We start from the raw sequence: 25,948 nt of genomic DNA, 5'->3' as shown, positions 1-25,948 counted from the left end.
AGTATCGTAGATTTTTGCAATTCATGGTTGCTGAACTCGTGCCTTGATTCCCTTCGCTTCTAACAGTTTCATCTGTTGTTTTACTTGCTCTTTAGTTTTAAAAGCACCCAGATAAATCAATTCTTTGTTAGGCGATAAATAAGCATCAGGAATTACTTGCCGTGCTGAGGCAAAAGCTGCGCCTTTATTATCTATCACGACATGATAAAACCCATCTGTTCCTGGTTTGATTTCTGCATTTGGCTGTGGTGAGGTTGTGATTGGCTTGGGTGAGGTTTTTGTCGGTGAAGTGGGAGGTAAATTTAGGGGAGGCAAGGATTGTAGTGTCGGTACTGGTGCTAAGGCGATCGGGTTGGTCGGTTTTAGGGCTGTATTGGGGTTAGACAATGGCGCTTGAGGATTTGCGGGGTTTTGGGGAACAACTGGATTAGGCACTACTGCGGGGGTTGGTTGGACTTTGGGTTTTAAGCCAACGACATCATTCGGATCTCTTACTTCAGGAAACTCTTCAGTAGCTAGATTGGGATATTTGGGTATAGATGTGCTTGGTGGCTGGATTTGAGGTTGGACATTACTCCCAACTTCCTCAGTATTTTCTGGTGTGGCAAAGGAGTTGTTGTTAAACAAATTGCCTAAATTCCATTGTGGCAAGCTTTTAGGATTGAACACTACATAACCCAAGGTAAGACTAGCCACTAATAGCAGCAACATGGAGCCAATACCCAAAGGTGATAGCAGACTGTCGCTAGAATTGCTTGGTTTTTTGGTTTCTGGTTGTTCTTCTGTCAGACTTCGCAGCAGTGCTTCACTAGATTCTAAATAGTCATCTGGGTGCTTGGGGCTATCATCTGGCTGCAAGTGATTTTCGCTTTTAGTATTTTTAACGATTGCTGGCACGATGCTGCTATTAAAGTTGGGTGGGGGTGGTGGAAGTTGAGTTTGTGTTTTAGCTGCATTGGAGGTGGAGGACACATTAAGATTATTCAGTTCCTCAATTTTTGCCGTAGCTGGTGCTGGGTTCATCTCAGGATTCACAGCTACAGATGCGGGTGGTACATCAATTTTTGCTGTAGCTGGCGCTGAGTTCATCTCAGGATTCACGGGTACAGATGCAGGCGGTACATTAGTTTTAATTTCCGTTGCTGATGAGTGAGTTACGCCCAATGTTGTCGGAATGGCAGTTAACGGTTGGGGTTGGCCGCTTATGTAACTTGCAACACGGGATTGGTTCGATGACACCAAACCAGTTCGCGTGCGTCGGTATCGAGCTAACTCTTGATCTAGCGGTACCTCTAAACTCGCTAGTGCTGCTGCTAGTACTGGTTTCAACCCAGGTATTTTAGACGATTGATGAATACCGGAGTCGTTCAGGGGGTTTTGAGTCATTGCTTTTGTGCCTCAAACGTAGATTACTGGAATCAACTTTTAGATATATTTTGTGACAATAGTAGCGGAAATTATTTAAATAGATAGATTGGGCGTTGGACATTGAAGAGAGGCAGAGGGGCAGGGTGCTGTTCTTGCAGAAGGGAAAACTCCTCTCCACTGCTCCATACTTCCTACCCTTCCCCACTCTCCACTCCCCACTTTGAATAATGTCGTTGAAATCAATTAATGATCTTTTAAGGATTCTGGAAAAGCAGGCTAAATGGCAGGAGCAACCACTTCAACGCCTGCTCAAGTGTTGGGCAGAAGTTGTTGGCCCAGTGGTTGCCGCAAATACTCGACCATTGTCAATTCAGCGCGATGTTTTGTCGGTAGCAACTTCTAGTGCTGCTTGGGCGCAAAACCTGACTTTTGGTCGCACATCTCTACTTTTAAAGTTGAATAAAAAGCTGCCAACACCTTTGGTTGATATTCGCTTCTCTACTGCTGGCTGGCAGAATCCGTTGGTGGAGAGAAAACAGCAACAATCGGTTTCGCCCCATGAGCATCCCAGTTACCTTGGTGATGAGATTAACCGCCCTGATGCTACACCCACTAAAGATGTAAATGCGGCTTTTGGACATTGGACGAAGATTGTGCGATCGCGATCGCATGGCTTACCCCTTTGTCCCCAGTGTCAATCTCCCACCCCACCTGGTGAACTCCAGCGCTGGGAAATCTGTTCTGTCTGTGCTGCTAAACAGTTTTCAAAGCAAAATAGTTGAGCGATTATTTCGTTGAGCATAGTTTATCCTGAAGTAACTTTCTCCGATTACATCAAATATTTCTAATTCTTAAGAAAAAATATAGTTTGACGTTAAAATCTGCCGAATGTGGTAACTAAAGCAGACTATTTGTCTGAAAATCTATGCCTTAAGTCATTCTTAAGGAGGAAGTTAAAAGGTTGCATAAATCAAAAGCTTTACTTTTAGTCTTGATCCCTAATAAGTTTTAGACAATATCTATATGTAATTGCTCTACTAATTATTTAAATATATAACAAGATTATAAAAATATCCTGAAGTTTATTTTTTCCTTGGGATCGCTGAAACCTAGATAAAATAATGACTTTTTGGCTGTTATCCGTATTTATATATAGAAGCAAAATAGAAGGGTGAAATTCAGCCGGAAACGGCACTAAAGATGAATCCAAATGAAACCCATGAAATTTCTAGCATCTGCCTGTAGATATTGCTGTCATTACCAGCCAGAAGGTCGCCGTGGCGGAATGTGCCAGCAGTTGGGAGCACCAGTTCAAGCAACTTGGAAGGCTTGCTCTTTGGCGCTCCCACCTTTTGCACCTTCTTGGGAAACCTTGGAAGATGCTTGGGGTTTGCCAGATGCAGCCCCAGTTTTAACATCTTGTCAATCTCTAGCCTCAGATTTAGACAATGCTGCTCTTGCCCCTCTAGAGGAAATAACTGCTTCTATATCTGAACAGGTAAAGACTAAAGCAGTGGTTATTTAGTTATCCATTATTACTGGACTAAGTTTATAGTCTACTTAAAATAAGATTTGTTTTTAAGATTTTTAGTGCTGTAAAAGTTGATATATACAAAAATCGCACCTCACTAAAGCGTGCGATTTTTGCAATTCTAAGGTAGCCAAGGAAAAGAGCGAAAATCTGGCGGACGCTTTTCGAGAAAGGCTTGTTTACCTTCAGATCCCTCTTCTGTCATGTAATAAAGTAGGGTGGCATTGCCAGCGAGTTCTTGTAAACCAGCTTGTCCATCACAATCAGCGTTAAAGGCGGCTTTGAGACATCGAATTGCGATCGGACTTTTTTCTAAAATCTCTTGCGCCCATTGAATTCCTTCAGTTTCTAGTTGTTCCACTGGGACGACGCAATTAATTAAGCCCATTTCTAGCGCTTGTTGTGCATCATATTGGCGGCAGAGAAACCAAATTTCTCTAGCTTTTTTTTGTCCCACGATGCGGGCGAGATAGCTGGCTCCAAAACCACCGTCAAAACTGCCGACTTTTGGGCCAGTCTGCCCGAAAATGGCGTTATCAGCGGCGATGGTAAGGTCGCAAATTAAGTGTAGGACATGTCCACCACCGATCGCATATCCAGCCACTAAAGCAATCACCACTTTCGGCATGGAACGAATCAGGCGTTGTAAGTCCAGCACATTCAAGCGAGGGATACCAGTATCATCCACATAACCCGCATGTCCGCGCACGCTTTGATCGCCACCAGAACAGAAGGCATATTTGCCATCAGTATGTGGGCCATAACCAGTAAATAAGACAACACCAATAGTAATATCTTCACGAGCATTACAGAAAGCGTCATATAGTTCAAAGACGGTTTCAGGACGGAAAGCATTGCGTTTATGGGGACGGTTGATGGTGATTTTCGCAATGCCATCAGTTTTTTGATACAGGATGTCTTCGTAGGTTTTGGCAGTTTGCCAGTTAATTTGCATTGGTATAGAGTGCGCTGTTGTGCTTGAGAATTTTATCGCGGACGTAGGGACATGCGATACCGGCGGTGGGCTACGCCTACGCTAAAATTGGTATCTCAAGCCTTTACGATCTGGTAATTATCTGGGTGTTGAGGAATAAAAATGCGACGTGACACCATCTTCTACAAATTATTTAAGCAATTTCCCGGTTTGCTGTTTGAATTAGTAGATGAACCACCTCCAGAAGCGGAAAACTACCAGTTTGAATCGGTTGAAGTGAAAGAAACGGCGTTTCGGATTGATGGAGTATTTTTACCTCCCGCTAATGCAGTTTCCAAAACCGTCTTTTTCGCTGAAGTGCAGTTTCAGAAGGACGAAGACTTATATCACCGCTTCTTTAGCGAATTGTTTTTGTTTCTCTACCGCAACTCTATCCGTTACGATGATTGGTTTGGGGTAATAATTTTTGCTTCTTGTAGTCTTGAACCTTCTTCCTCTTCGATTCATCGCGCTTTGTTGGAAAGTGGTCAAGTCAAGCGGGTTTATCTAGATGAGTTGGGGGATTTGCAACAACAACCTTTGGGATTAGGTTTGATGTTGCTGACAAATGTTACTTCTGAAACAGAAGCAGTGGAAGGGGCACGATTTTTGCTGGAGCAAGCACGGCAACAATCGGAGCAAACGATAATTGATTTAGTGACGACGATAATCGTCTACAAGTTTTCTACCTTAAGTCGAGAGGAGATTCAAGCGATGTTGGGACTGAATTTGGAAGAACCACGGGCTATTCTGGAAGCCAAGGAAGAAGGGCGAGAAGAAGGAAAGCTCGAAGGAAAGGTTGAAGGACGAGAGGAAGGAAAAGTCGAAGGAAAGGTTGAAGGAGAAAGAACGATTGTTTTACGACTATTAAATCGCCGCGTGGGTAATATTCCTGATGCGCTTCTGTCCCAGATTCAAGGCTTATCGGTGGAACAGTTGGAAGCTTTAAGTGATGCTTTGTTAGATTTTTCTACTCTTGCTGATTTGTCAGGGTGGTTACAAGGTGAAGTAAGGGGGTAATTTTCACTCAGAGGAGAAGGGCGATCGCACTCCGTAAAATAATTATGGCTACAAATGAAGTTTCCCGAACTGAACAAGCAGTTGCAGATACGCGGGTATATCAGAAGCGGTGGAAAAAGAAGCGCGATCGCTCGTCCTGCGGCTGTTAAAACGACTATTTGGTGAAATTACTGAGGAACGTTGGAAGCATTGGCTTTGGCGTTGTTGGAATTGAGATCGCGATCGCTGACCTAAGTATTGACATTTGTATATACAAAGGTTACTATAATATATGACAGAGGCTGTATCAGGCTTTGACTGGGATGATGGAAATATTGAAAAATGTCAAAAGCACGGAGTTTCATTAGAGGAAATTGAGGCTTTGTTTCTTGATAAAAGTCTTAGGATTTCACCTGATATAAAGCATTCTGAAAGTGAGGATAGATTTATTGCAACAGGTGTATCAATCAAAGGTAAATATATTTTCGTAGGATTTACATTCCGGGAAAAGCAAGGAAAAAGGTTAATTAGACCGATCAGCACTCGTTACATGAGAGAGAAAGAGGCGAAAAAATATGAAGAAAGTATTTCCTAAAATCAAAACTGATGAAGAATTAGAAAGTTTACTAGATGAAGATTTGTCAGATTATCTTCATACTGACAACTTTAAGCCCGTTACTTTTGAATTTCAGCCTAAAGACAAAACTGTAAATCTAAGAGTATCAGAGGAAATGCTAGAAACGGTTAAAACTGTATCTAAAAAAGAAGGTATTTCCTACCAAAAGTATATCCGAAGGGCAATAGAAAGGTCTTTGGGTGAATAAATACTTAAAAATATGTTGCTGAAGTATCTGTACTGTTCCTAAGTTTTTGCCCGTGATCGCACAATACTAGCTAGCAATCAGAATTAGATTTTGTAGGGTGGGCACAGTTTTGAATACTTTTGCACCTATTCTACATTTTTTTTGCAATGCCCACTATGCTAGCTGTGATCACGGACTTAGAAGGGTGGTTGCAAGGTCGATTAGAAAGTTAAGAGTGATCGCGCTAAGGTAAGAGTATGTATAGAAAAGCTCACATAAAGGTGTGGAGATATACTTCTCAGAGGCAAGTTATTGCTAAGATTTAGTGTCTCGCGCAAAGGGGCAAGGGCTATGACCTACTTAACACAGGAAAGTATCAAATTTAGTTTAGTAGTCGAACTTTGAATCTAATTCTAAAACAGATTTAGCTGCTGGATAGACATATCTAGCTCTAGCTGTTGAATTGTATTTTCTTCTAATAACTTTCCTTTATGCTTTCCTTCATTTGCCTTTATTGGTATTGTGACTGTTTCTTTATTGTTTTTTTCTAGTATTCCCGTAAATAATAACCATCCTAGCATTCTACTGACATAATCTCCTGCTGACTTCGTAGCAATTGAATCAGGATATATCTCAAACAGTAGTGGTAAAAAATTTTTAATCGGCTTACTTTTATACTTATCTTCAGGATATACTTGCTTTATTAAAGTCTTCAAATATTTTCTACTAAAAACCTCATTTGGTTTAAGTTGTTTATAAATTTTTTGTACTACAATATGTTCATTGAGAAATTTAGCTAAATAATTAGCTATAACAATATTGTCTGAGTCTGTTAAATTTTGTAATACGCTGACTTTGCCATGTTCAACTGTCACCATTTTAAAAGTTTGTAAATTTGACAGTATATTAATAACTTTGCTCTCAGAATATTTATATTTTTCCCCTAATTCTTTATATGTTATATCTTGAGAACCTTCTTGTTTTAAAAGCACAAAAAAATCCATTACTGTAGCTATTGAGTTTCTAATTCTATATTCCATAATACCTACAACCTCCAAAGGATGAAAAGAAGGTGTATCTAAATTCGATAAATATTGACTTTCTAAAAAATTAAGTCTTAATGGAAAATGTAGACATTTATCCAACTGTAAGCGTGTTGAAAAATTCTCTAATAACCAGATAGGAAAGTCTATCCCATCAAAATTTTTAGGGTTGCATGTGAGAACTGCACTAAACCTCATAGATATTGCACATGCAATCTCTAACGCCGATTCAAAGTCTATCAAATTGAGTGAATTGGCTTGCTCACTTAATTCATAGTTTATAGAGCAGACTGTGATGTTTTTTTGTATGGCAGATATCGATTTTTTAGCTATCTCTGGGGAATATATATTCTCTGTTAATGAAATAATTTTATCAAACCCCAATTGTGTAATAAAAAGTTTACATTGTTGATTTTCGATAATATTTTCTAACTTTTCTACTTCTTCTCGCTGTAGTAGCAAATAATCTATTAGCAAGTCAGCATCAAGTATCACTTTCATCATTAGTGCGCCCTCAATTCCGAAGATTCGTCACGATTTTGTTGGTTTACTAAGACTGATTTAGGAGGATTTAAGCGGGCACGTATTTCTGCCAAAGAATCTGTTTTTGCTGGTTTAGGATCTGCGGCATACTCAATCAGTTCCTCTGGTGTGCAAGCAAAAATTTTGCACAGTTTGACTACTCTATCAATCCATTCCACGCTACTCCTGCCTGTTTCCCAATTGGCGACCGTATTCTCAGTAATTTCTAAGAGGTCAGCTAGCTGGCGCTGGGTTAAGTTTTCCTTTTCACGGAGTATAGCCAGTCGTGAGACTGCCTTCATGTGTTCCATACACTTACCTATCGTGCTTACAACTCCTATTTTAGCATTTTTCCCTAAAAAAGCTTAGGCAATACTTGTTAACCTCTCAATTTTAGGTTAAATTATGATTATCCCTAAAGCTTTAAGCCTAAATTATATTAGGCTTAATGGTTTAGCCAATTATTAACAAAATTAGGAGTAATACTATGTCTAGCTACGACAAGATGCAATGGTCAACCTATCAAGAACATCACTATCAGGCTCGATTGAGCTACATTTTATGTTGTGTAGCGATTGCTGCTTCCATTAGCATGAGTTTATTAGCTGGTTTTCTCATACTGTCAGGAAACGCTACTCAAGCTAATGTTACGGCAGTAACTGGATTGTTTTCTACTGGACTATATATTCCTCTATCCAGGGATGCAAATAGAAAGATCGAGCGCTTGACAAAACTTACGAAGGATTACAGGTCACTTCGCTAAATTTACGCAAATTCTCCTGTCGCCACTTTGCATCTGCTTTGCGATTTGTCTGCAACTCTAAAACCCGAATTCCTGTAGCTGGGAGTGGGTTTAATCTTTGCTGCAACTGTTGCCAAGAAGTAATCAATTCATGCTGCACATTATAAGTAGCACACAACTGGGCAAAATCAATATCTTGGGGAGTGCCAAAAAACTCTTCAAATGGTGGGTCAAATTTGGCAATGGGTAACATTTCAAAAATACCACCGCCATTGTTATTGATTAACACAATCGTCAGATGCCCAACAAACTTATTGCGGATTAAAAAACCATTGGTGTCATGCAACAGAGCCAAATCTCCCGTTAACATCACACTACTTTGCTGGCGATGGGCAATTCCTAAAGCTGTGGATAATGTGCCATCAATACCATTTGCACCCCGGTTAAAGTGCGATCGCACTCCTAAATTATTCGGTTTCCAGAAATATTCTACATCCCGCACAGGCATACTATTGGCAATAAACAGAGGCGTTCCTGGCGGTAAAATCTGAGAAATTAACCAAGCTGCTTTACTCTCAATTATTTCATCTATTTTCCCCATCGTTTGGTCAACAACTAACCTGACTTTAGCTTCCACATCACACCATTGCTGCAAATAGTCTGATGAGAAAGATAAATTTCTCTCCTCTGCCTTTATGTCTTCTACAGATATCCGTAAATGCGTCGTTCTCCCGTGCAAAGGGTCGAGGTTTTGGTCACTGGGATCAATTACCCAGCGTCGGGGTTGCGTTGCATCTATCCAGGTACGCAGTTCTTTACTTGTAGGCATTTCTCCCACTTGAATCACCATTTCCGGCGCTAACTGCTTTGCTAGTTGCTGATTTCGCAAAATCAGGTCATAGGTAGAAATTAAATAGGGGTTGAGTTCGGCATAATTTCTCACTGGGGAGAGTCCCTCAGCTAGCACAGGCCATTTGAGAGTTTGGGAAAGTTGCGCGATCGCCTTACAATACTCTTCTGGTTGCGACGGTTGGGCAACACCTGCGATAATAATGCCGCGATCGCATTCTTTCCACTCTTGGGGAATGGGGAATAGGGAACTTGTACTGAGCGTAGTCGAAGTATGGGGAATGGGGAATTGGGTAGTACTTGCTATTCCTGCGAAAAAGTTTTCTGGTTGAAACTGTGATTGCAAATAACTCAAATCAGTTCCATCAGGTACAGGTGCTAAGGGATCGCGAAAGGGAATATTCAAATGTACTGGCCCCTTTGTAGGAGTTTGCGCCCTTTCCCAGCTATGAATTACCGTTTGTCGCAGATAAGCTAGCATTCCCAGATCGGCGGAGGGTAAGGCTAACTCTGTTTGCCAATTTGGGTAGTTTCCATATAATCTCAATTGATCTACAGTTTGCCCAGAGTGACAATCTCGCAATTCTGGCGGTCTATCAGTGGTTAATATCAACAGTGGTACATGACTATACGAGGCTTCTATGACTGCTGAATAAAAATTAGCCCCTGCTGTACCAGAGGTGCAAACTAGTACCACCGGACGTCCGGTTGCTTTAGCTTGTCCCAAGGCAAAAAAGGCGGCGGAACGTTCATCGAGAATGGAAATCGCTTCAATCTCAGGTGCTTGTTGAGTAAAGGCGATCGCTAGGGGTGTAGAGCGCGATCCAGGACAAATGATGGCACAAGTCAATCCCAACCGCTTTAGCGTCTCTGTTAAAATGTAAGCCCAAAGTTGATTAACATTCCTATAAGCGATCGGCATTAAATCAAACATAGCGATAAAACAATCTTAAATTTTAGATTTTGTCTAGAGAAATTCAAAATCCATCAATGCGGTGATGGAACCCAACACCGCCACGCGAGTTTCTGGGAAAGAAAATCTCCAAGCAAACTTGCTCCACTTTCTACAAAATGCACAATTTGCTCTCAAACTTTTATGGACTGCATTCATTTAACGGGAATTCGCGGCTATGGCTACACTGGGTATCTACCAGAAGAACAGGTGCTAGGACAATGGTTTGAGGTGGATGTGAGGTTATGGTTAGATATCTCCACAGCGGCCAAGACTGACGCGATCGAAGACACTTTAGATTATCGCAGCGTCATTAGCTTGATACAACATCTGATCAAAACGTCTAAATTTGTTTTGGTGGAGAAATTGGTAACAATGATCGCAGATTCTATCCTCCAAGAGTGCGATCGTGTAACAAAAGTCCAAGTCACTCTCAGCAAACCTGCCGCACCTATTCCAGACTTTGGTGGCAAAATTAGCATTGAACTGACTAAAATCAAGCCCAATATTTAATTCACAAAATGTGTTTTTTTCAATATCTATCAGCTAGCAAAGAACAGGGGGTTTACGTGGAGCTTGGGAGTGTCTCACAATGAGAATCTTTCCTGCCATTGCCCCCAGCATTTGCTGATGATCAAAAAGCTAAAAAATACCGCAATTTGCTGATGAGCATTTAACTTGCATATTTTTAGAGAACAGGAATTGTGATTAAGTATTAAGCAGAAGCTATAGGACTATTATTTGATTTTTTAAATATGCGTAGGGTGTGTTAGCGATAGCGTAACGTACTACAACCTTGGAATAGTGCATTATACTCCGCTAAGACACCTTATAAGACTACTAAGATTTTTTCAAAAACAATTTACAACTCCTATATGAATGGTTCTAAGTAATACGATTTCACTTATCATTCAAGATTTCAGACAGTTTCAGACGGTAATTTAGATCCTGACTGAGACAAAAACTATTTGTAAGTAAAGCAGTATTAAACTCTTTAATTATAGATAAAGATTAATTTTCAGTAATAATTTTGTGAATGTATATTGTTATATTAGATACAATACACTCTAGCTTTTTTTAACTTATATTAAAGTACGATCCTATGATTTTATTAAATTTTATTCTTGATTAATTTTTATATAGATACTATACTCAGTGTTTATACTTTTCTAAAAAAATATTGTATACATTTTAAAATCAGTTTTTTAGTGCTGATAATTTGGAACTGATGTTAATAGCGTGATATTAACTGCATGATTCATAAAAACTAGCTTTGACAAATATAGAACATTGTTGGAGGTTAATAACACGATCCTATCTACTCATTAGTAAGTATTAATATCAAGCAAGAAAACATGGTAGTTAGAGATTGTTTATGATAAAATAATTACTTTTCGCTTGAGTTGACACTGACAACAAAAATCTGAACCTTAGCAAACAGGTTATTGTAATATGTTAAACCGCAAAATCCTAGTTGTTGAGGATGAAAAAATTCTAGCCTCAAATATTAGAAAAAGTTTAGAAAAATTAGGTTATTTAGTATCAGAAATAACTGAGTCTGGTGAAGAGGCAATAAAAAAGATAGCAGAAACTCATCCACATTTAGTATTAATTGATATCTGCCTAGCTGGGGAAATAGACGGTCTAGACGTAGCGGATATTATCCAAAATCACTTTCATGTACCTGTAGTATATCTAACAGAGTATTCGGAATATAAAACATTACAGAAAAATCAGCTAACTCAGCCTTTTAGTTATATAGCCAAACCATTTCTTGAAAGTGATTTACATTTTGTAATTGAAATGACCCTGTACAAACATCAGATCAAAAAAATATTATACGAAGAAAAACAGAGGTTGACGGCAATTATTAATAGCATGGGAAGTGCAGTGATTGTGACCTATGCAAATGGTTGTATTGAAATGATGAATCCTATAGCAGAACTAATTACTGGTTGGAAGCAAAGTGAAGCATTTGGGAAAGATTTAATAGAAGTTGTTAACTTAGTTAACAAAGATGTAGGAGAAAAAATTGAAAATTTTGGCACTTATGTAATCGAAGCAGGTAAAGTTTTTAATTTACCAGAAAACTGTACGCTAATTACCAAAGATGGCCAAGAAATAGCGATTGGGGATAATGTTGCACCCATCCGCGATCGAGATGGCAATATTACTGGCGCGGTTTTAGTTTTTCAAGACATCACCAAACGTAAGCAGACAGAGGCGCAACTGATCCGCAATGCATTTTATGATGGGCTAACAGAATTACCGAATCGTATTTTATTTTTAGATCGGCTCAGACAAACCATTGAACGTAGCAAACGCAGAAGCGATTATTATTTTGCAGTTTTATTTTTGGATTTAGATGGCTTCAAAGAGATTAACGATCGCTTTGGGCATGCAATAGGGGATGATTTTTTAGTAGCGATCGCTAGACGTTTAGAGTCGTGCTTACGTGGTGGCGATACTGTAGCACGATTTGGTGGTGATGAGTTTACTGTTCTTTTAGAGGATATTAAAGACATTACCGACGCTACCAACGTTGCCAAACGTATTCAAGACTCCTTAAGATTGCCAGTTAACCTGAATGGATATCAATTATCTACTACAGCTAGCATTGGTATTACTTGGAATTTTAGTAATTATGAGGAGCCTGCAACTTTGCTGCGGGATGCTGATATTGCGATGTACCAAGCTAAACGCCAGGGAAAAGCTACTTATGCCATATTTAGTTAAGAATGGAATATGCTACTCTAGCCGCTACTAAGGTTATCATACACAACCGAGAAGCCGTATAAATCTGTCATGGAAAAAACCGAAAAACAGAAAATGCTCGCAGGCGAATTATATCTGGCCGAAGATCCAGAATTGACTGCCGAAAATAAGTGAGCTAGTCGTCTGTTGCGAAAGTACAATTCTACAACCGAAGAACAGCAAGAGCAACGGCAGCAAATTTTACAAGAATTATTTGGAAAAATTGGTCAAAAAGTAGCAATTGTGCCACCCTTTTACTGTGACTATGGCAGTAATATTTTTGCTGGTGACAAATTGTATATGAACTGTGGCTGTGTAATTTTAGACTGTAATACAGTTCACATTGGTGAAAATGTTTTGTGCGCTCCCTATGTACAAATTTATACTGCTTATCACCCAACAGAGCCAGAAATTCGTCTTTATGGTAGAGAATTAGCTGCCCCAGTTAACATTGGTAATAATGTCTGGATTGGTGGCAATGCAATTATTTGTCCAGGTGTAACTATTGGTGATAACACAACCATTGGTGCTGATAGTGTAGTTGTCAAAGATATACCTGAGAATGTTGTCGCTGCTGGTAATCCCTGCCGCGTCATTCGGTATTTATCCTAAAGTTTAAAATTTATAATCTCTAGCAATCCAATAGAGCCAGTCTGCGATCGCTTCTTCAGTTTCACTGTCAGCATCAATGGCTGCTATTTCAGATAATTTGGCAGAATATACATCATCATCCTTACCATTAATATAAGCCACTTCGACAAACATATCTTTTAAGCACTCATCGTCTGGGGCCATTCCCAATACTTCCACTTGTTTCTCCTCGACAGAACCTGATTTGCGTCCCTTCTTAGTCCATTTAGCCAAAAAGGGATAATTTAGAGTCTCTTCGAGGTAGTAGTACCAACCCATAGCCCGGTCTTCTTTGTCTTCAGCATCTACAATAATCTCTGTTTTAATGCGATGCTCTCGGTTTTCGTCGGCTTCAATACTAGGCATAAGATAACACTTTGTGTATAATTCATTTTGATAATATTACCAAAATGTTTCTAAAATTATAGTTAAATATATCTATTATGTCCGCTTAATTACTTATTCATCTCCAAGAACCACACACACCAGATGCTCCACTTGGGGAGACCCCATCGCCCTTGGCGTCTCCCCTTGGGAGAAGACCGCACTGGCTCCCCTTAATCCCCTCTTTGCAAACTCTTAGGGCAGGGTGGGGTGCAATGACTGTGGGAATCATAACTAATTATCTGGAAATGATATAAACTCTACAAAAAACCGCTTGTCATTGACAAGCGGTTTTCTAGTTATTGTTGTTAAGGGGAACTTATTAGTTGCACTAAGATGCAAAGTTTTTCAGAGATTAAACAAGTCTCAAATCAGGATAATTTGCCAACACATCATCAGATGTGAGGGTATCATTTTCAGCTTGCGGAGTCCAAAGAACTTCAATTGCTAGAAGCTTGTCGCTAGGGATACTACCAATTTGCCGCAAAGCTTGACGCAAATCATCAGCACTATTAATCGCTGTAGGGATGTCAAACTTACCTAGTGTCGCCGCCAGCAAGGTGACGATAATGTATTCACCAGCGCCTTCGGTAAATAGGCGGGTGGGGTTGTCGAGTTCACCAGCCGGAGGTAAAGCATCTTTGGCAAGGGCTGCTCTTAGCTGGTTGTTGACGTTAGAAAGAGTTTCTTCGCTAAACTTGCTGCGTTCTGCCAATGACAGCCGATTAAACTGACCTTCAGCTGAATTCAAACTGGCTTGTTGAGTGCCACCACCTGCATATACAAAGTATTCAGGATGGCGGAGTAAAGCTAGGCTGGCTTCTTGTAGAATTTCTGCTCTGCCTTCTGGGGTGTTAGTATCAGCAGTTTCAGCAATGTGGTTGAGTTCATTTTGCAATTCACGGGCTTGAGCTAACAAACCTACTTGCAAACGAGTTACAGAAACAGGAGAGTTACTGCTGTAATCTACTTCTCCAGTTTCACCGCTAGAGACGCGGCGGAAAGTTTGCAATAAGAAATTAGCGATCGCCAAGAAAATTAAGATGGTAAATATACCACCAAATCCTCCTCCAATACCCCAGAAGGGAAGTAGGAAGGGAAAGCCAAAGCCACCACCAAAACCACCACCAGGATAGTATCCACCCCCACCAGGAGGTGCATAAGTGCGTGGTGTATAGGTGCGGCTGCTGGAAGGCATTCTAAAGGAGCCACCACCGATACGACCCCCACTGCGGGCTGCTAATGCGCCATCAGCGTGACCAAGAGCCAAAGCTAACACTAAGCTTAGGGCTAAGAAAGTTTTTAACAGCGGTTTGATGGTTTGTTGTAGTTTTTTACGCATAAGACTATCGCTTGAAAAACGGAATTATTATTTATGATTTCTCCCCATGTTGGGAGCAGTGTTGCAGGATGTCGCTAACGCTAGCCCGTAACAAGCAAATTTGTAGCATTCACGTAGCATTCACTTTTAGAGGCTACATATTTAATTTACCGCGTCTTATCTTGGGTAAGTAGCGATCGCAGGGGGGATTTCTCGACTGGGGAACCGTACCTGAAGACATGTTTATCCTTACAGAAATTTGTGATGTCTACGATGGTCACTGACTTGTACTGAGCGCAGCCGAAGTAGCTTTGTCGTACCCCTGCGGGGAAGCAAGCTACGCGCAGCGTCTCGTAGAGAAGTGCGGGCTACACCTACGGGCAATTGTTTGCTATGCCTTGGACTAGCAATTTCAGACTACAGTTTTGAATTATACAGATGATTTTAATTTTTAGTGATTATTTTGACTAATTTTTTTAATTATTCACTGAAACAATGTTGAGTAAAAAATAGGACTTACGCAAACATCCGAGTAGCAAGTAAATCTGACTTTTCACAGAATTTAGGAAATCTCTCTTTTTCATATCTCTCCCTTCTAGCACAGAGACTTTAAATTTTCTCTCTTCCCCACACAGCAAGAAGGTTAGGTTTTTTCTGGGCTTTTTGACATCACGTCAAAAGTCAGGAATATTTATTATAAGTACTCCTTTTTAACTGATTCTCATGATTTAGCACTGGCTCAACCATCTGCCTTCATTAATAGCATTATTTAGTACATTCACAAACTTTTAAATTACGTGTACATAGAATGATAAAAAGTGTCTGTGAGGCTTGTCATTCATCCCAGACAGACACTATCTTGCTGCTAAAAAGTTATAAAAATTTTTAGCATTTTGGCACAATAGTTCAGGTATTTAGGATATTTTATTGAACGTAGCTAAATTTGGGAATTTTCGCAACAGTTGTTCACTGAGCAATTTCGCTACAAGTGCTAGCTTTGATTTATTGTTCATCATGCACATAAATTCTCAAGTAATGAGAAATTTGCAACAAAAATAAAATCAACACAATTAAAAAACAATCTTCCCGGCTAATCTTCTAAAATAGGCTTCAAATTTGTCTACCAAATTCGTTTTAAAAGAAATAAAATAATAGTGATGGCTTTGAAAGTAATCCTAATTGTAAATATTAAAAACTATTTGAAATATAGTCATCAACTTTATTATGGAACATATTTCTCAACTAACAGCCGAAATCAGAGACAAAGCTGCATACCCAGATATCCTAGTCATATCCCGGATCTTTCTGCCGAAAGAAGCTGTAATTGGGGAATATATGTACAATCGTTGTCTGCAAGATCCAGAACGAATAATTGTGCTGGCAGCTAGTTGCTCAGGAGATCGAGTATTTGATGAAGGTCAACAGTTTCCTGTGTATCGCTGGTATTATCCTAAATATTGGCGTAGTGGCTATGTGGGAAATATCCTGAAGCCTTTGGTCAATATCGTCTGCTCATTTGTCCTAGCAATTAAACTCTATTTTCGCTACCACTATCGTTACATAGAGTGGGGCCACGGCTATGATTTTCCTTCACTGTTGCTATTGAGCTATTTGTTACCTATTCGCTTTTTTATCTATCTGCACGGCAACGATCTTCTTAGTACTTTACACAATCCCGTGCTGCGATCGCTATTTAAATTAACACTCAAACGCGCCGAAGGGATTGTTTGTAACAGTTCTTATACAAGAGACTACCTTAGAACTGCTTTCCGATTAGATACTCCAACCCACGTCATTAACCCAGTAATCAGACCAGAAAAATTTGGTAATAATGTAGCCAGTCCCAGTAGCCTTGATGATTTACGCGTTCGCGTGCGTCAGACGTACAACATTCCCGAATCAGCAATAGTTATTCTCTCCATCGGCAGGCTAGTAAAACATAAAGGTTTCGACCGAGTAATTGATAATATCCCAATACTGCTAACTTTTGGGGTTGATGTCCACTATATACTCTGCGGTCAAGGGCCAAGTGAGTCGGAACTGAAATCTCTGGCGCATCGTTTGCGAGTAGATAAGCGCGTACACTTTGCTGGATATGTGCCAGAGCGAGAATTAGCAGGTTATTATGCAGCTTGCGACATATTTGCCATGCTGACTTTATCGGATACTAAACCTAATAATATGGAAGGTTTTGGTATGGTTTATTTAGAAGCAAGTTACTTCGGTAAGCCTGTAATTGCGGCTCGTTTAGGCGGTGTTCTAGACACAGTTCAGCATGAAGAAAATGGGATACTGGTTAATCCCAATTCTGGTTATGAAGTGTTTCAAGCTTTCAATCGGTTGTGCAAAGACCAGCAACTACGCGAGCAACTCGGTCGTAAAGGCAAAGAATTAGCCAAGCGTAGAATTCTTCATCGATCGCTTTATAAATCAGAGGGGAAAAATGCAATCTTGTGAAATGAATGCAGATTGAGAAATCACCAAAATCTAATTCCAGTAATCTACAGCAATCCTAAATCATAAGACAATACGCTTGGGTTAGCGCCAAAAACCTTAAACTGTGTAGGTTGGGGCAGCCCTGTGCCCTTGAGGTTTACTGCCTTGTTCGCTTTTAGCATTCCCGCTATGAAAGCAAGTGGCGTTTGAGGAACGTAGCGTCTCCAAAAGAGAAGAGTAAACTAATACTTCTGGGGCTTTGTTGGGTTGCACTTTGCTTAACCCAACCTACAATTTTTCTTAACTGAACCGTATTGAATCATAAGATTCAAAAAAATTTTCTATAAATCCTATTTATAAATAACCTCTAACAAATTGCTTCGCAAACAAGCAAGATTGCAGTGTAAAATCTCGCTTGTGATGTGATTAAATGTGCAATGAAAAATATCGTGTTTAATATAAAGCAATTCTTTTGGCATTACGCAAAGCGCCGAATGCAATCTTTTGTGTTTACAGTCATTGGATGTCTTGCTGTAGTTAGTGTGATTACCTTTGGGGCAATGTATGTTGTGGCTCAACCTGCTTCAACTTCATCTGAACATCCCGCTATTAAAGCGCCAAATTTCGGGCGACACTTTCAAGAATTTGGGCGTGAAGGCTCTATCTTGATTTACGACTCAAAAAACAACCGCATCTATGAACACAATCCTCAACGTAATGCAACTGCGATCGCTCCAGCTTCAACATTCAAAATTTTTAACGCGCTGGTGGCATTAGAAACAGGTGTAGTTCCTGATGATGTCGCGGTTCTCACTTGGGATGGAATTCACCGAGAGATTGATGCCTGGAATCATGATACAAATTTGCGTCAAGCCTTTAAGGATTCAACTGTTTGGTTTTATCAAGTATTGGCACGTAGGGCTGGATATGAACGAATGCAGCAATTTATTAATAAAGTAGGCTACGGGAACCGTCAGATAGGCACTGTCGCAGACATCGATCGTTTTTGGCTACGAGAGCCTTTGCAAATTACACCCAAAGAGCAAATTAAGTTTTTGCAACGGTTATATCAAGGTGATTTGCCTTTCTCGCAACGGACAATAAATCTTGTCAAAGACATTATGGTACGCGAACAAACTCCAGACTACACACTGCGAGGAAAGACGGGATGGTTAACGAGTACCAAACCAAACGTTGGTTGGTTTATGGGTTATTTAGAGCAAAACAAAAACGTCTACTTTTTTGCGACAACCCTCGATATGCAAAAATCGGAAGATGCACCCGCCCGCATTGAGATTACACGACGTAGCCTCAAGGATTTGGGCTTGCTGGCTCAAATCAACTAACCACCACCGACAATAGTTACCACTTCTAAGCGATCGCCTGGTTGCACTTTTGTTTGCGGCCAAAACTGGCGGTGTAAAATTTCGCCATTATACTCTACAGCCACCAAGCGGGGGTTAAAACCCAACTGTTGGAGTAAGTCGGGTAAAGAAGTTTGAAACGAACAGTTATGGGTTTCCCCATTTACCTGAATCGTAATCTCGTTAGACATAAATGTGGGGAATTGGGACTAGGGAATGGGGTATTAGGTATTGGTTACTTACTTTCGACAAATGACAAATGACTCTTTAAAGTTCTGGTTTAATGCGATTCAGTTGAGAGAGCAAATATTGCGTTACTAGAGTAGGCTGTTCGGCTTGCATGAGCGATCGCACCACCGCTACACGTTCGGCTCCGGCATCGATCACATCATTGATATTATTGGCATCTATTCCCCCAATCGCAAACCAGGGAATTGAGCAATTTTTGGCTGCATAGCTGACATATTCTAAACCTGTTGCTACCTTACCTACTTTCGTGGGAGTTTCATAAACTGGCCCCACGCCAATATAATCTACATTTTCAGCAATTGCTGCTTGCATTTCTTCTTTATTTGTGGTAGAAAGCCCTATCAAACGTTGCGAACCCAGTAATTGCCGAGCAACAGTAATAGGCATATCTTGTTGTCCCAGATGCACCCCATCGGCATCGACAGCTAAAGCTACATCCACGCGATCATTAACAATAAACAAAGCACCGTAGATGTGGCATAACTGCCGTAATTTTCTCGCTTGTTCCAGACGCAAAGAATCATCGGCGGTTTTGTCGCGGTATTGTAAAAGCGTTAATCCTCCTTTGAGTGCAGCCTCGACATTGTTTAACAAATTTTCACTAGGAGAAGTCACAAGATACAAATGCGATCGCCACAACAATTGATGGCGCTGATGACCCATTAAACTACTTTCTAGGGTATAAACCTGATAGCGCATCTGCTTACAAGCTTTAGCCATATTTGGCAGGGTTAGCTTGCTGTATTCTTCCAACACCCGTAATGCTTCTTCTATTCGGCAAAAGTTAGCCTGCAACACCGATTTTATACTAGCTCGTTGTTCTTCTTGAGGATGGGTTAACTCAGTCCCCGGATCGCCTGGTGTATCTCGCGCCGCCCGTAATTCTGGGGTATGCCACTTGGCTACCTCTTGTCGCAGCTGCTTGCATTCAAGAGTTAACTGAGCATTATTCAACCCAAACCGACACCATTCCTCAATAATTCGCAAGCCCTCACGAGCGCGGTCTAAATTGGCATCTAAAATGCGGTAAACAACTTGCTGTATTTGCGCTTTTTGGCTGTATGGCTCGACCATTACAACAACCCCATTAGTGCTTTCATCGAAGTGTGAATTATCATAAGTCCTAGTAACCATAAGTTAATTAATTTGCTTTTTTTTACTAATTTTTGCGGAATCTACGCAAAACAACGCAGTAGTGAGGGTTACGGTAAATTATCCCATGTTCCTATAAACAGTGATAAGGGTAGTTTGAGGCTACAGTTTAGCACTGAGCTTAGTCAAGTATTTTACGGTAAACAACAAGTTTGCAAAGGACTGCCAAAAGGGAATACACCAGAAAATCCACAATAGATATATTAGTGAAAATAATGTAGAGACTAGCAGTATTACGTCTCTACAAGGGTTTTGGATAACGCATATTTAATTTCGCTCTTATATCTATTTAGATATAAGAGCGAAAATGACGTAGGCGCAATTCATGAATTGTGCCTACAAATGATTTTGGGCAACGCACAATTAATTTCTGGAGATGTCTAATATCATTTATTACTATGTATTAAATATCGCCAATCGGTCAATATATGAGTAATATTATCGACATAATATTCTCTAAAGAGTATAAGAATTTATGATTACTTATAAGGAGTAGTGTTAAATATGATTCTCCTTCGTGTGTTTACTGAGTACCGTAGAGTAGATGTTCTGTTTGCAAAGCTGAAGTTTCTGAAATCAGCAAGGCTTTTATTTTTTAGTTTTTCAGTATTATCTTTTACTGTAAACATGGGGGCGACAAGTATAGCGTTCCTGGGTATAAGCCTGGATAGTGCGATGGCTCAAATTCCATCGACACCAAATTCAGCGCCTTCTCAGGCTAATGTGCTATTTGTCAATCCTGGTGTTGGAGATGACAAGGCAGGCAATGGCAGCGAATCCACTCCTGTAAAAACGATTACCCAAGCGTTGCGATTAGCTAAGGCCAATACTGTAATTATGCTCTCCACAGGCACTTATAGCGCCGAGACAGGAGAGGAATTTCCTTTAATGCTGAAACCGGGTATTTCAATTCAAGGCAACCCCAGTAATCAAGGTAAAGACATTATCATTCAAGGAGGCGGTGATTACCTGAGTCGGAGCTTTGGCGGTCAAAATGTCACAATTGTTGGAGCCAACCAAACCTCGCTCACTGGGGTAACGGTGACGAACTCTAATCGCCGTGGTTACGGTTTATGGATTGAATCTAGCAATCCGGTAGTCTCAGAAAATACATTTACCGATAGTACTCAAGATGGGATTTCCATCAGTGGTAATGCTGCACCCACCATTAGCAAGAATTACTTTGATCGCAATGGAGCCAATGGCATCACAATTGCTGGTAAGTCTAGTCCTCAAGTGAAGGAAAATGTCTTTCACCAAACAGGTTTTGGCATTAATATTGCCCAAAATGCCGCTCCTATACTTATAGGTAATCAAATTCAGAACAATAGATCGGGAATTGTTGTACAAGCAAATGCCCGCCCAATTTTGCGGAATAATATTATTCAAGATAATAAAGAAGATGGTCTAGTTGCGATCGCTCAAGCAATGCCAGATTTGGGTAGTGCATCCGAACCTGGGGGTAATATATTTCAAAATAATGCCCGCTACGACATTAACGCCAGCGCTGCTAAACAGGTAATTTCTGCTGCTGGTAACAATCTTGTGAGCGATCGCATCACTGGCAAGGTAGATATTAACGGTACAACAGCACTAGCAACCCAAAATTCTCAACCAGCTCCCAACAACGTATTACGACAAATACTACCAACTGGGGAAATCACCTTCTCGGCTCCTGAAATCTCTGAAACTACCTATGGGCAAACCAGCAACAGCATTTCAGCAAATAATCCTGTTTCTGGGCAATTAAACAGTCAACTGCTGCCATTAATGCCAGCCAATAATGTACCGCCTTCCCCGTCTATATCCAAACAACCACCCACTTCTAAAGTCGCCGGATTTCCTACTCCTAGCAGCTTGTCAGGTAGACAAATACCAACTAACGCACAGCCGCGTGAGACACCACAGTTAAATTATGTGCGGATCGATCCTAATACCATTGAGTTTACTGCCCCTGAGTCCCCATCCAATTCAGTTGCACAGCCACCAGTTCCAAGTATGAGGGAGCAGACACAGCAGCCATTACCAATACTAGAAACTGCTGCCCCAAGTGCTTCAGAACTTTTACCACTTCCCAATCGCAATATCCCCATTGTTAATACTCGCAATCTGCAAACAAGTTCTGCAAGTATTCCCGATAGTGGTAACTCTGCAAGACAATTTGGTGTGCGTTATCGCGTAGTAGTGCCGCTTGCAACTGATAAGGATCGAGATTTAGTAAGACTCCTTGCTCCTGGTGCGTTTCCCACAGTTTGGCAAGGTCAAAGAGTTATGCAAGCAGGAGTATTTAGTAGTGAATATAACGCTAAAGAAATGCTCAAAACACTCTCTAGTAAAGGTTTAAGAGTCATTATGGAGCCGTTGAATTAATTGGGCATTGGGCATAGGACATGGAACGAAATACGGCTTAAAACCTTGCTTTTCTGCAAGACGCTACCGCGAACAGAGCTAATTTTTTCTTTTCTGTTCCCTATTCTCTGTCCCTTATTCCCTATCTCTAGGAGTGATTCACCGAATCAAAGACGCTCGATAGCAAAGCGTTAGCGACGGAGGAGCGTCTGACTCGCTACCGCTTCTCTACAAGACGCTGCGCGAACGCTATCGGATTGCTATATATTTATCATAATAAAATCATCGCCCATTTCATATCTGATGGCAATGTCTCATTTGTGTGAGCAAATTTTACAGACAGTAGAAGCATTATCGGCAGAAGAGCAGCAACAGGTTTTGGACTTTGTAGAGTTTCTACGGGCAAAACGTCACAAGCCAAGGACTATGGAATCTGAAATGGCTTCCCAATCGTTTTTTGAAGTTGCCCAGGCCGCAATTGGGGCAGGGGAAGGCCCCGGTGATCTTTCAACAAATCCAGACTATATGCACGGCTACGGTCAGTAATGCTCCATCAAGTGATTGTTGACACAGGTGTTTTGGTGGCTTTAATTGATCGACGCGATCGCTATCACATCTGGGTAACAGAGCAGTTGACCCAGATTGCGCCACCTTTGCTAACTTGTGAGGCTGTGATTTCAGAGGCCTGGTTTTTGTTGCAACGGGTGAATAATGTTCGGGAAACGCTGCTTCAACTTTTGGCTCAATGGCAAGTCGTGATTCAATTTAATTTGGATGTGGAGTTGACAACAATATTGGCACTGCTGACTTGCTATCAATCTGTGCCAGTCTCTTTGGCAGATGCGGAACTAGTAAGAATGGCAGAGCTTTATCCCAACAGTTTTGTTTTCACTCTCGATAGTGATTTTCTTTCTTTATCGCAAGAATCGCAATCGCCCAATTCCTCTGCTCATTCCTGAGTCAGGAGTTTGAGAAAATTGGTGAAAAAGCAATGCACCTCAAAATGAAATCAATCGACTTGAGAGAGCGATCGCTTTCTTACTGTGGGGAGGCATCGCTCTTTTAGTCAAAGGGGCGAGCGTATTTTGGGAAGTCGATCAAAAGGCGATCGCTCTTAGGCATAAGTTGAATTAGCGATCGGGGAAAGCATCCTTTATCCATCACCTTCATCTAGATATTTCAGGAAAGAATAAACACCCAGTAACTGAATGCTATAGCTTGCCATTACCCCTCTCAAGTCATCATCATCCCCAGATACGATAATCCCCGCTTTGCCATCAATCGCTGTAGCCAACACAGGTAAATCTTTGGGTTTTCAAAGCCGAGCATCATTTTGCTTTTGCATTTGTGCAAATATCATTCCAAACTGCCTTGAGTTCTTCATTATTATTCGTTATTTCCCATAAAGCTTCCCAGGTAGGAGTAGCTACTGTACCACCAAAGATATCTTTTTGTTGCTTTTTATCTAGTTTTTTGTTGTACGCTGTTTGAAAGTATTCAACCGCTTTTTTGGTATTTTCGTCAAACTTATCAGAAGATAAATTATTCTGCTTTTCTTGCTGGAATTTAGGAGGTAATTTATTCAAAATCGTTTGTAATTCTCTGACTGATTGTTTTGTCTTCTCGCTATATAATTGTGGCAATTTTTTACCTGGACAAAGAGCCAATAGATTTGTAGCAGTAGGAGTAGGATTCAATCCAAAACGTCCAATAACGCTTATATCGATTAAGTTTGCAAATAAGTATACGAAAAAAGCTAAAATTATCAAAATCCCTACTACGATGACTATTGGTAAGGTTTTACGGTTTGAACCAGGGGAATTAACGGAGCTGGAAGGTGTTAGCACAACCCACTCATTTGAAGCTTCAGGGTCATCAGATAAACCACGCCAGATACGAACCGTTTCATAATATTTGTGTGTAATATATCCCTCTGTGACAGCAACTAGCGCACTATCTCCAGAGGGAAGACTGTATTTCATGAGTTCAGTAGCTAATTCTTGTTTTCGCTGATCTGAAATACGTGCTATCTTGCTATACACTTCTGGAGAAGTACTTGTGGCTCTACTTGATAGAATCAATTGCTCAATAACTTTCCAATTAACCTCAAAATCGCTATTAGACAACTCAACAACTACGTTTTGAGAAATTTGAAGATTGTTATTTAAGGCTAAGGCTGCAATTTCACGTAAGATAGCTTCATCTACATCTGTCCCTATCCATGCTATAGAATTGCTAATGTGGCGGTTTTGACTATCCTTACGCTTTGTTAGTAACCCAGTAATAAGTAATAGCAACTGACCTTGTTCTCGAAATAAAACAACAGAGAACTCTTTTGTGTCAATTAAACTGGAACGAGAATATGTTTTAAAGATAGGAAGATCAGGAACTTCTTCTACTGTTGACAGACCTTCTCTTTTTGCTATCCAATAGTAGTCTCTTTTTTCTGTGCGACTTTCTACGTATATTTCCATAGTTGACTTCCTCAATAACTGTTTCGATTTTTCACTATTTAAATTGTAATAAATCTAAACTTGCTTTTTTAAGGAAATCAAAGCTTGTAGGGTTTTGATTATAACAATTATACTCGTAAGAGTAAAAACATTTTCACATGCCTACTTTCCTCAATTTTCTAACAAGCCAGAATATAATAAAAAAAGTATGAATAAACTTGAAAAAAAATTATTTAAAATTATTTTTAGAAAATCTTCAACAGAAGAAGCAGCTTGCTTAACATTGTCTGAACGTCTTCAGTAAGCAATTTTACTTCCTCATCAATTATATTAATATTTTCTTTAATTTCATCTTTTTTCGCAGCTATATCTTTTCCTGGTTTAGATAAAAGTTTTTCCCAAGCATCTCGATAAATAATATTCTGATCCTTCGATATACCTCGCCAGACTTTCGCTTCTTTAAAGATTTGTTTACTCTGCTCAAATTCTGTCACTACAACTAATGCTCCATCTCTTAAAGGAAGAGAATATGTCATAAGTTCATTAGCCAAGTCTTTATTCCTATCTTCTGAGAAAAAAGCTATTTTTTCACTTTTTTGGTTTTCATAGAGAGGAGCATTTTCTGCTCCAGTTTTCGGCATCAATGCTTTGATTTCGTCCCAATTAACCTCAAACCCAAATGAGGAATCAGATAAATTAAAAACCGCTGATTCTGGAATTTGAAATTTATTCTCTAAGGTCAAAGCTGTAATTTTACGCAATATAGGCTCATCTTTATCTGTACCTGTCCATGCTATAGAGTTGTAAATGTAGCGGTTTTGACTATCCTTACGACGTGTTCGTAATCCAGTAACAATTAATAGCAATTGACCTTGCTCTCGAAATAAAACAACAGCAAAATCTTTCGTGTTAATTAACTTAACAGCTTCATTGAGAATTGGTATATCTTGATGAGAAATAAGTTTAGTGTTTATAACTTCTTCTACTTGCTGAGGTTCTTGTTCTACTACCCAAATATAATCATGATTTGGAGAGTATCCCCTGCTTTGAATGTAGGTTTTCATAATCCAATCT

25 protein-coding genes and 1 pseudogene are annotated in these 25,948 nt (G+C 40.1%); 14 read left to right on the top strand and 12 right to left on the bottom strand.

The annotated features are described in order from the left end of the window. Positions 1 to 21: 21 nt before the first annotated feature. Positions 22 to 1,386, bottom strand: a complete 1,365-nt coding sequence (locus V7K60_RS10185; RefSeq protein WP_334925132.1) for a hypothetical protein — start codon at positions 1,384 to 1,386, stop codon at positions 22 to 24. A 209-nt stretch (positions 1,387 to 1,595) separates the two neighbouring features. Between V7K60_RS10185 and V7K60_RS10180 the strand changes: the two genes are divergently transcribed. Beyond that, on the top strand, positions 1,596 to 2,150 hold the full coding sequence (locus V7K60_RS10180; protein WP_334925130.1) for a DUF721 domain-containing protein: 555 nt from the start codon (positions 1,596 to 1,598) through the stop codon (positions 2,148 to 2,150). Positions 2,151 to 2,578: 428 nt separating this feature from the next. Beyond that, complete coding sequence (locus V7K60_RS10175) at positions 2,579 to 2,893, top strand: hypothetical protein (RefSeq protein WP_334925129.1); 315 nt, start codon at positions 2,579 to 2,581, stop codon at positions 2,891 to 2,893. 127 nt (positions 2,894 to 3,020) lie between these two features. On the opposite strand, the gene menB is transcribed toward V7K60_RS10175, so the two are convergent. Beyond that, a complete protein-coding gene (menB, locus tag V7K60_RS10170) occupies positions 3,021 to 3,854 on the bottom strand; it encodes a 1,4-dihydroxy-2-naphthoyl-CoA synthase (protein WP_334925127.1) in 834 nt (277 codons plus the stop codon). A 141-nt stretch (positions 3,855 to 3,995) separates the two neighbouring features. Between menB and V7K60_RS10165 the strand changes: the two genes are divergently transcribed. From V7K60_RS10165 to V7K60_RS10155, 3 genes are all read left to right on the top strand, one after another. Next, a complete protein-coding gene (locus tag V7K60_RS10165; protein ID WP_334925125.1) occupies positions 3,996 to 4,892 on the top strand; it encodes an Rpn family recombination-promoting nuclease/putative transposase in 897 nt (298 codons plus the stop codon). Positions 4,893 to 5,163: 271 nt separating this feature from the next. Continuing rightward, entirely contained in the window at positions 5,164 to 5,466 is a 303-nt protein-coding gene (locus V7K60_RS10160; RefSeq protein ID WP_334925123.1) for a BrnT family toxin, read from the top strand. Continuing rightward, on the top strand, positions 5,447 to 5,695 hold the full coding sequence (locus V7K60_RS10155; RefSeq protein WP_334925121.1) for a CopG family antitoxin: 249 nt from the start codon (positions 5,447 to 5,449) through the stop codon (positions 5,693 to 5,695). Before V7K60_RS10160 ends, V7K60_RS10155 begins: the two co-directional genes overlap by 20 nt. Before the next feature lie 392 nt (positions 5,696 to 6,087). On the opposite strand, the gene V7K60_RS10150 is transcribed toward V7K60_RS10155, so the two are convergent. Together V7K60_RS10150 and V7K60_RS10145 are read right to left on the bottom strand one after the other, a co-directional pair. After that, entirely contained in the window at positions 6,088 to 7,221 is a 1,134-nt protein-coding gene (locus tag V7K60_RS10150) for a PIN domain-containing protein (protein ID WP_334925119.1), read from the bottom strand. Continuing rightward, a complete protein-coding gene (locus V7K60_RS10145; protein WP_334925117.1) occupies positions 7,221 to 7,541 on the bottom strand; it encodes a helix-turn-helix transcriptional regulator in 321 nt (106 codons plus the stop codon). The genes V7K60_RS10150 and V7K60_RS10145 overlap by 1 nt, the downstream gene beginning before the upstream one ends. Positions 7,542 to 7,726: 185 nt before the next feature. On the opposite strand from V7K60_RS10145, the gene V7K60_RS10140 reads away from it, so the two are divergent. Beyond that, positions 7,727 to 8,002: a TRADD-N-associated membrane domain-containing protein gene (locus V7K60_RS10140; protein WP_334925115.1), complete on the top strand. Its 276-nt coding sequence runs from the start codon at positions 7,727 to 7,729 to the stop codon at positions 8,000 to 8,002. Here V7K60_RS10140 and menD read toward each other — a convergent pair. After that, on the bottom strand, positions 7,974 to 9,764 hold the full coding sequence (gene menD, locus V7K60_RS10135; RefSeq protein WP_334925113.1) for a 2-succinyl-5-enolpyruvyl-6-hydroxy-3-cyclohexene-1-carboxylic-acid synthase: 1,791 nt from the start codon (positions 9,762 to 9,764) through the stop codon (positions 7,974 to 7,976). The two genes, V7K60_RS10140 and menD, sit on opposite strands and share 29 nt — an antisense overlap. A gap of 162 nt (positions 9,765 to 9,926) precedes the next feature. Between menD and folB the strand changes: the two genes are divergently transcribed. The 3 genes and pseudogenes from folB (at position 9,927) to V7K60_RS10120 (ending at position 13,148) form a co-directional block, all read left to right on the top strand. Continuing rightward, positions 9,927 to 10,295, top strand: coding sequence for a dihydroneopterin aldolase (gene folB, locus V7K60_RS10130; protein ID WP_334925111.1), 369 nt, complete (start codon positions 9,927 to 9,929; stop codon positions 10,293 to 10,295). 939 nt (positions 10,296 to 11,234) lie between these two features. Next, positions 11,235 to 12,518, top strand: a complete 1,284-nt coding sequence (locus V7K60_RS10125) for a GGDEF domain-containing response regulator (protein WP_334925109.1) — start codon at positions 11,235 to 11,237, stop codon at positions 12,516 to 12,518. A 69-nt stretch (positions 12,519 to 12,587) separates the two neighbouring features. Continuing rightward, positions 12,588 to 13,148, top strand: a pseudogene (locus V7K60_RS10120) (sugar O-acetyltransferase). Between the two features lie 3 nt (positions 13,149 to 13,151). On the opposite strand, the gene V7K60_RS10115 reads toward V7K60_RS10120, so the two are convergent. Together V7K60_RS10115 and V7K60_RS10110 are read right to left on the bottom strand one after the other, a co-directional pair. Beyond that, positions 13,152 to 13,532, bottom strand: a complete 381-nt coding sequence (locus tag V7K60_RS10115) for a calcium-binding protein (RefSeq protein WP_334925107.1) — start codon at positions 13,530 to 13,532, stop codon at positions 13,152 to 13,154. A gap of 373 nt (positions 13,533 to 13,905) precedes the next feature. Continuing rightward, complete coding sequence (locus V7K60_RS10110) at positions 13,906 to 14,892, bottom strand: DUF1517 domain-containing protein (RefSeq protein ID WP_334925104.1); 987 nt, start codon at positions 14,890 to 14,892, stop codon at positions 13,906 to 13,908. A 1,203-nt stretch (positions 14,893 to 16,095) separates the two neighbouring features. Between V7K60_RS10110 and V7K60_RS10105 the strand changes: the two genes are divergently transcribed. Together V7K60_RS10105 and blaOXA are read left to right on the top strand one after the other, a co-directional pair. Beyond that, positions 16,096 to 17,328 carry a glycosyltransferase family 4 protein gene (locus V7K60_RS10105; protein WP_334925102.1) on the top strand — a complete coding sequence of 411 codons (1,233 nt, stop codon included), beginning with the start codon at positions 16,096 to 16,098 and terminating at the stop codon, positions 17,326 to 17,328. 473 nt (positions 17,329 to 17,801) lie between these two features. Then, entirely contained in the window at positions 17,802 to 18,653 is an 852-nt protein-coding gene (blaOXA, locus tag V7K60_RS10100; protein ID WP_334925100.1) for a class D beta-lactamase, read from the top strand. Here blaOXA and thiS read toward each other — a convergent pair. Both thiS and V7K60_RS10090 read right to left on the bottom strand, forming a co-directional pair. Further along, entirely contained in the window at positions 18,650 to 18,862 is a 213-nt protein-coding gene (gene thiS, locus V7K60_RS10095) for a sulfur carrier protein ThiS (protein WP_109011225.1), read from the bottom strand. The genes blaOXA and thiS overlap by 4 nt on opposite strands. A 76-nt stretch (positions 18,863 to 18,938) precedes the next feature. Continuing rightward, a complete protein-coding gene (locus V7K60_RS10090) occupies positions 18,939 to 20,054 on the bottom strand; it encodes a thiamine phosphate synthase (protein ID WP_334925097.1) in 1,116 nt (371 codons plus the stop codon). Positions 20,055 to 20,576: 522 nt separating this feature from the next. Between V7K60_RS10090 and V7K60_RS10085 the strand changes: the two genes are divergently transcribed. The 3 genes from V7K60_RS10085 to V7K60_RS10075 all read left to right on the top strand — a co-directional run bounded on the left by V7K60_RS10085 (position 20,577) and on the right by V7K60_RS10075 (position 23,380). Then, entirely contained in the window at positions 20,577 to 22,442 is a 1,866-nt protein-coding gene (locus V7K60_RS10085; RefSeq protein ID WP_334925095.1) for a DUF1565 domain-containing protein, read from the top strand. Positions 22,443 to 22,730: 288 nt separating this feature from the next. Then, entirely contained in the window at positions 22,731 to 22,967 is a 237-nt protein-coding gene (locus V7K60_RS10080) for a DUF2281 domain-containing protein (RefSeq protein WP_334925093.1), read from the top strand. Next, on the top strand, positions 22,967 to 23,380 hold the full coding sequence (locus V7K60_RS10075) for a type II toxin-antitoxin system VapC family toxin (RefSeq protein ID WP_334925091.1): 414 nt from the start codon (positions 22,967 to 22,969) through the stop codon (positions 23,378 to 23,380). Before V7K60_RS10080 ends, V7K60_RS10075 begins: the two co-directional genes overlap by 1 nt. 194 nt (positions 23,381 to 23,574) lie before the next feature. Here the strand turns inward: V7K60_RS10075 and V7K60_RS10070 are convergent, their stop codons facing one another. The 3 genes from V7K60_RS10070 to V7K60_RS10060 all read right to left on the bottom strand — a co-directional run bounded on the left by V7K60_RS10070 (position 23,575) and on the right by V7K60_RS10060 (position 25,938). Beyond that, on the bottom strand, positions 23,575 to 23,718 hold the full coding sequence (locus V7K60_RS10070; protein WP_334925089.1) for a hypothetical protein: 144 nt from the start codon (positions 23,716 to 23,718) through the stop codon (positions 23,575 to 23,577). Positions 23,719 to 23,749: 31 nt separating this feature from the next. Then, the gene (locus V7K60_RS10065) at positions 23,750 to 24,895 is read right to left on the bottom strand and encodes a peptidoglycan-binding domain-containing protein (protein WP_334925088.1); all 1,146 of its coding nucleotides are present in this window, start codon (positions 24,893 to 24,895) and stop codon (positions 23,750 to 23,752) included. Positions 24,896 to 25,119: 224 nt separating this feature from the next. Beyond that, entirely contained in the window at positions 25,120 to 25,938 is an 819-nt protein-coding gene (locus V7K60_RS10060) for a hypothetical protein (protein WP_334925086.1), read from the bottom strand. Between the last annotated feature and the right edge of the window lie 10 nt (positions 25,939 to 25,948).

It is taken from the genome of Nostoc sp., from assembly GCF_036917555.1.
Classification (GTDB): Bacteria; Cyanobacteriota; Cyanobacteriia; order Cyanobacteriales; family Nostocaceae; genus Nostoc.
Note: the sequence above shows the minus strand (reverse complement) of the source record. Positions and strands in the feature narration are given on the sequence as shown.

What these genes read in the sequence shown, in the direction of transcription:
- V7K60_RS10105 (WP_334925102.1), top strand. Translation starts at nt 16,096, where the DNA reads ATGGAACATATTTCTCAACTAACAGCCGAAATCAGAGACAAAGCTGCA.
- V7K60_RS10175 (WP_334925129.1), top strand. Translation starts at nt 2,579, where the DNA reads ATGAAACCCATGAAATTTCTAGCATCTGCCTGTAGATATTGCTGTCAT.
- V7K60_RS10110 (WP_334925104.1), bottom strand. Translation starts at nt 14,892, where the DNA reads ATGCGTAAAAAACTACAACAAACCATCAAACCGCTGTTAAAAACTTTC.
- V7K60_RS10185 (WP_334925132.1), bottom strand. Translation starts at nt 1,386, where the DNA reads ATGACTCAAAACCCCCTGAACGACTCCGGTATTCATCAATCGTCTAAA.
- folB (WP_334925111.1), top strand. Translation starts at nt 9,927, where the DNA reads ATGGACTGCATTCATTTAACGGGAATTCGCGGCTATGGCTACACTGGG.
- V7K60_RS10180 (WP_334925130.1), top strand. Translation starts at nt 1,596, where the DNA reads ATGTCGTTGAAATCAATTAATGATCTTTTAAGGATTCTGGAAAAGCAG.
- V7K60_RS10115 (WP_334925107.1), bottom strand. Translation starts at nt 13,532, where the DNA reads ATGCCTAGTATTGAAGCCGACGAAAACCGAGAGCATCGCATTAAAACA.
- thiS (WP_109011225.1), bottom strand. Translation starts at nt 18,862, where the DNA reads ATGTCTAACGAGATTACGATTCAGGTAAATGGGGAAACCCATAACTGT.
- V7K60_RS10145 (WP_334925117.1), bottom strand. Translation starts at nt 7,541, where the DNA reads ATGAAGGCAGTCTCACGACTGGCTATACTCCGTGAAAAGGAAAACTTA.
- V7K60_RS10155 (WP_334925121.1), top strand. Translation starts at nt 5,447, where the DNA reads ATGAAGAAAGTATTTCCTAAAATCAAAACTGATGAAGAATTAGAAAGT.
- V7K60_RS10075 (WP_334925091.1), top strand. Translation starts at nt 22,967, where the DNA reads ATGCTCCATCAAGTGATTGTTGACACAGGTGTTTTGGTGGCTTTAATT.
- menB (WP_334925127.1), bottom strand. Translation starts at nt 3,854, where the DNA reads ATGCAAATTAACTGGCAAACTGCCAAAACCTACGAAGACATCCTGTAT.
- V7K60_RS10065 (WP_334925088.1), bottom strand. Translation starts at nt 24,895, where the DNA reads ATGGAAATATACGTAGAAAGTCGCACAGAAAAAAGAGACTACTATTGG.
- V7K60_RS10080 (WP_334925093.1), top strand. Translation starts at nt 22,731, where the DNA reads ATGTCTCATTTGTGTGAGCAAATTTTACAGACAGTAGAAGCATTATCG.
- V7K60_RS10125 (WP_334925109.1), top strand. Translation starts at nt 11,235, where the DNA reads ATGTTAAACCGCAAAATCCTAGTTGTTGAGGATGAAAAAATTCTAGCC.
- V7K60_RS10090 (WP_334925097.1), bottom strand. Translation starts at nt 20,054, where the DNA reads ATGGTTACTAGGACTTATGATAATTCACACTTCGATGAAAGCACTAAT.
- V7K60_RS10060 (WP_334925086.1), bottom strand. Translation starts at nt 25,938, where the DNA reads ATGAAAACCTACATTCAAAGCAGGGGATACTCTCCAAATCATGATTAT.
- V7K60_RS10085 (WP_334925095.1), top strand. Translation starts at nt 20,577, where the DNA reads ATGATTCTCCTTCGTGTGTTTACTGAGTACCGTAGAGTAGATGTTCTG.
- menD (WP_334925113.1), bottom strand. Translation starts at nt 9,764, where the DNA reads ATGTTTGATTTAATGCCGATCGCTTATAGGAATGTTAATCAACTTTGG.
- V7K60_RS10160 (WP_334925123.1), top strand. Translation starts at nt 5,164, where the DNA reads ATGACAGAGGCTGTATCAGGCTTTGACTGGGATGATGGAAATATTGAA.
- V7K60_RS10140 (WP_334925115.1), top strand. Translation starts at nt 7,727, where the DNA reads ATGTCTAGCTACGACAAGATGCAATGGTCAACCTATCAAGAACATCAC.
- V7K60_RS10150 (WP_334925119.1), bottom strand. Translation starts at nt 7,221, where the DNA reads ATGATGAAAGTGATACTTGATGCTGACTTGCTAATAGATTATTTGCTA.
- V7K60_RS10165 (WP_334925125.1), top strand. Translation starts at nt 3,996, where the DNA reads ATGCGACGTGACACCATCTTCTACAAATTATTTAAGCAATTTCCCGGT.
- blaOXA (WP_334925100.1), top strand. Translation starts at nt 17,802, where the DNA reads ATGCAATCTTTTGTGTTTACAGTCATTGGATGTCTTGCTGTAGTTAGT.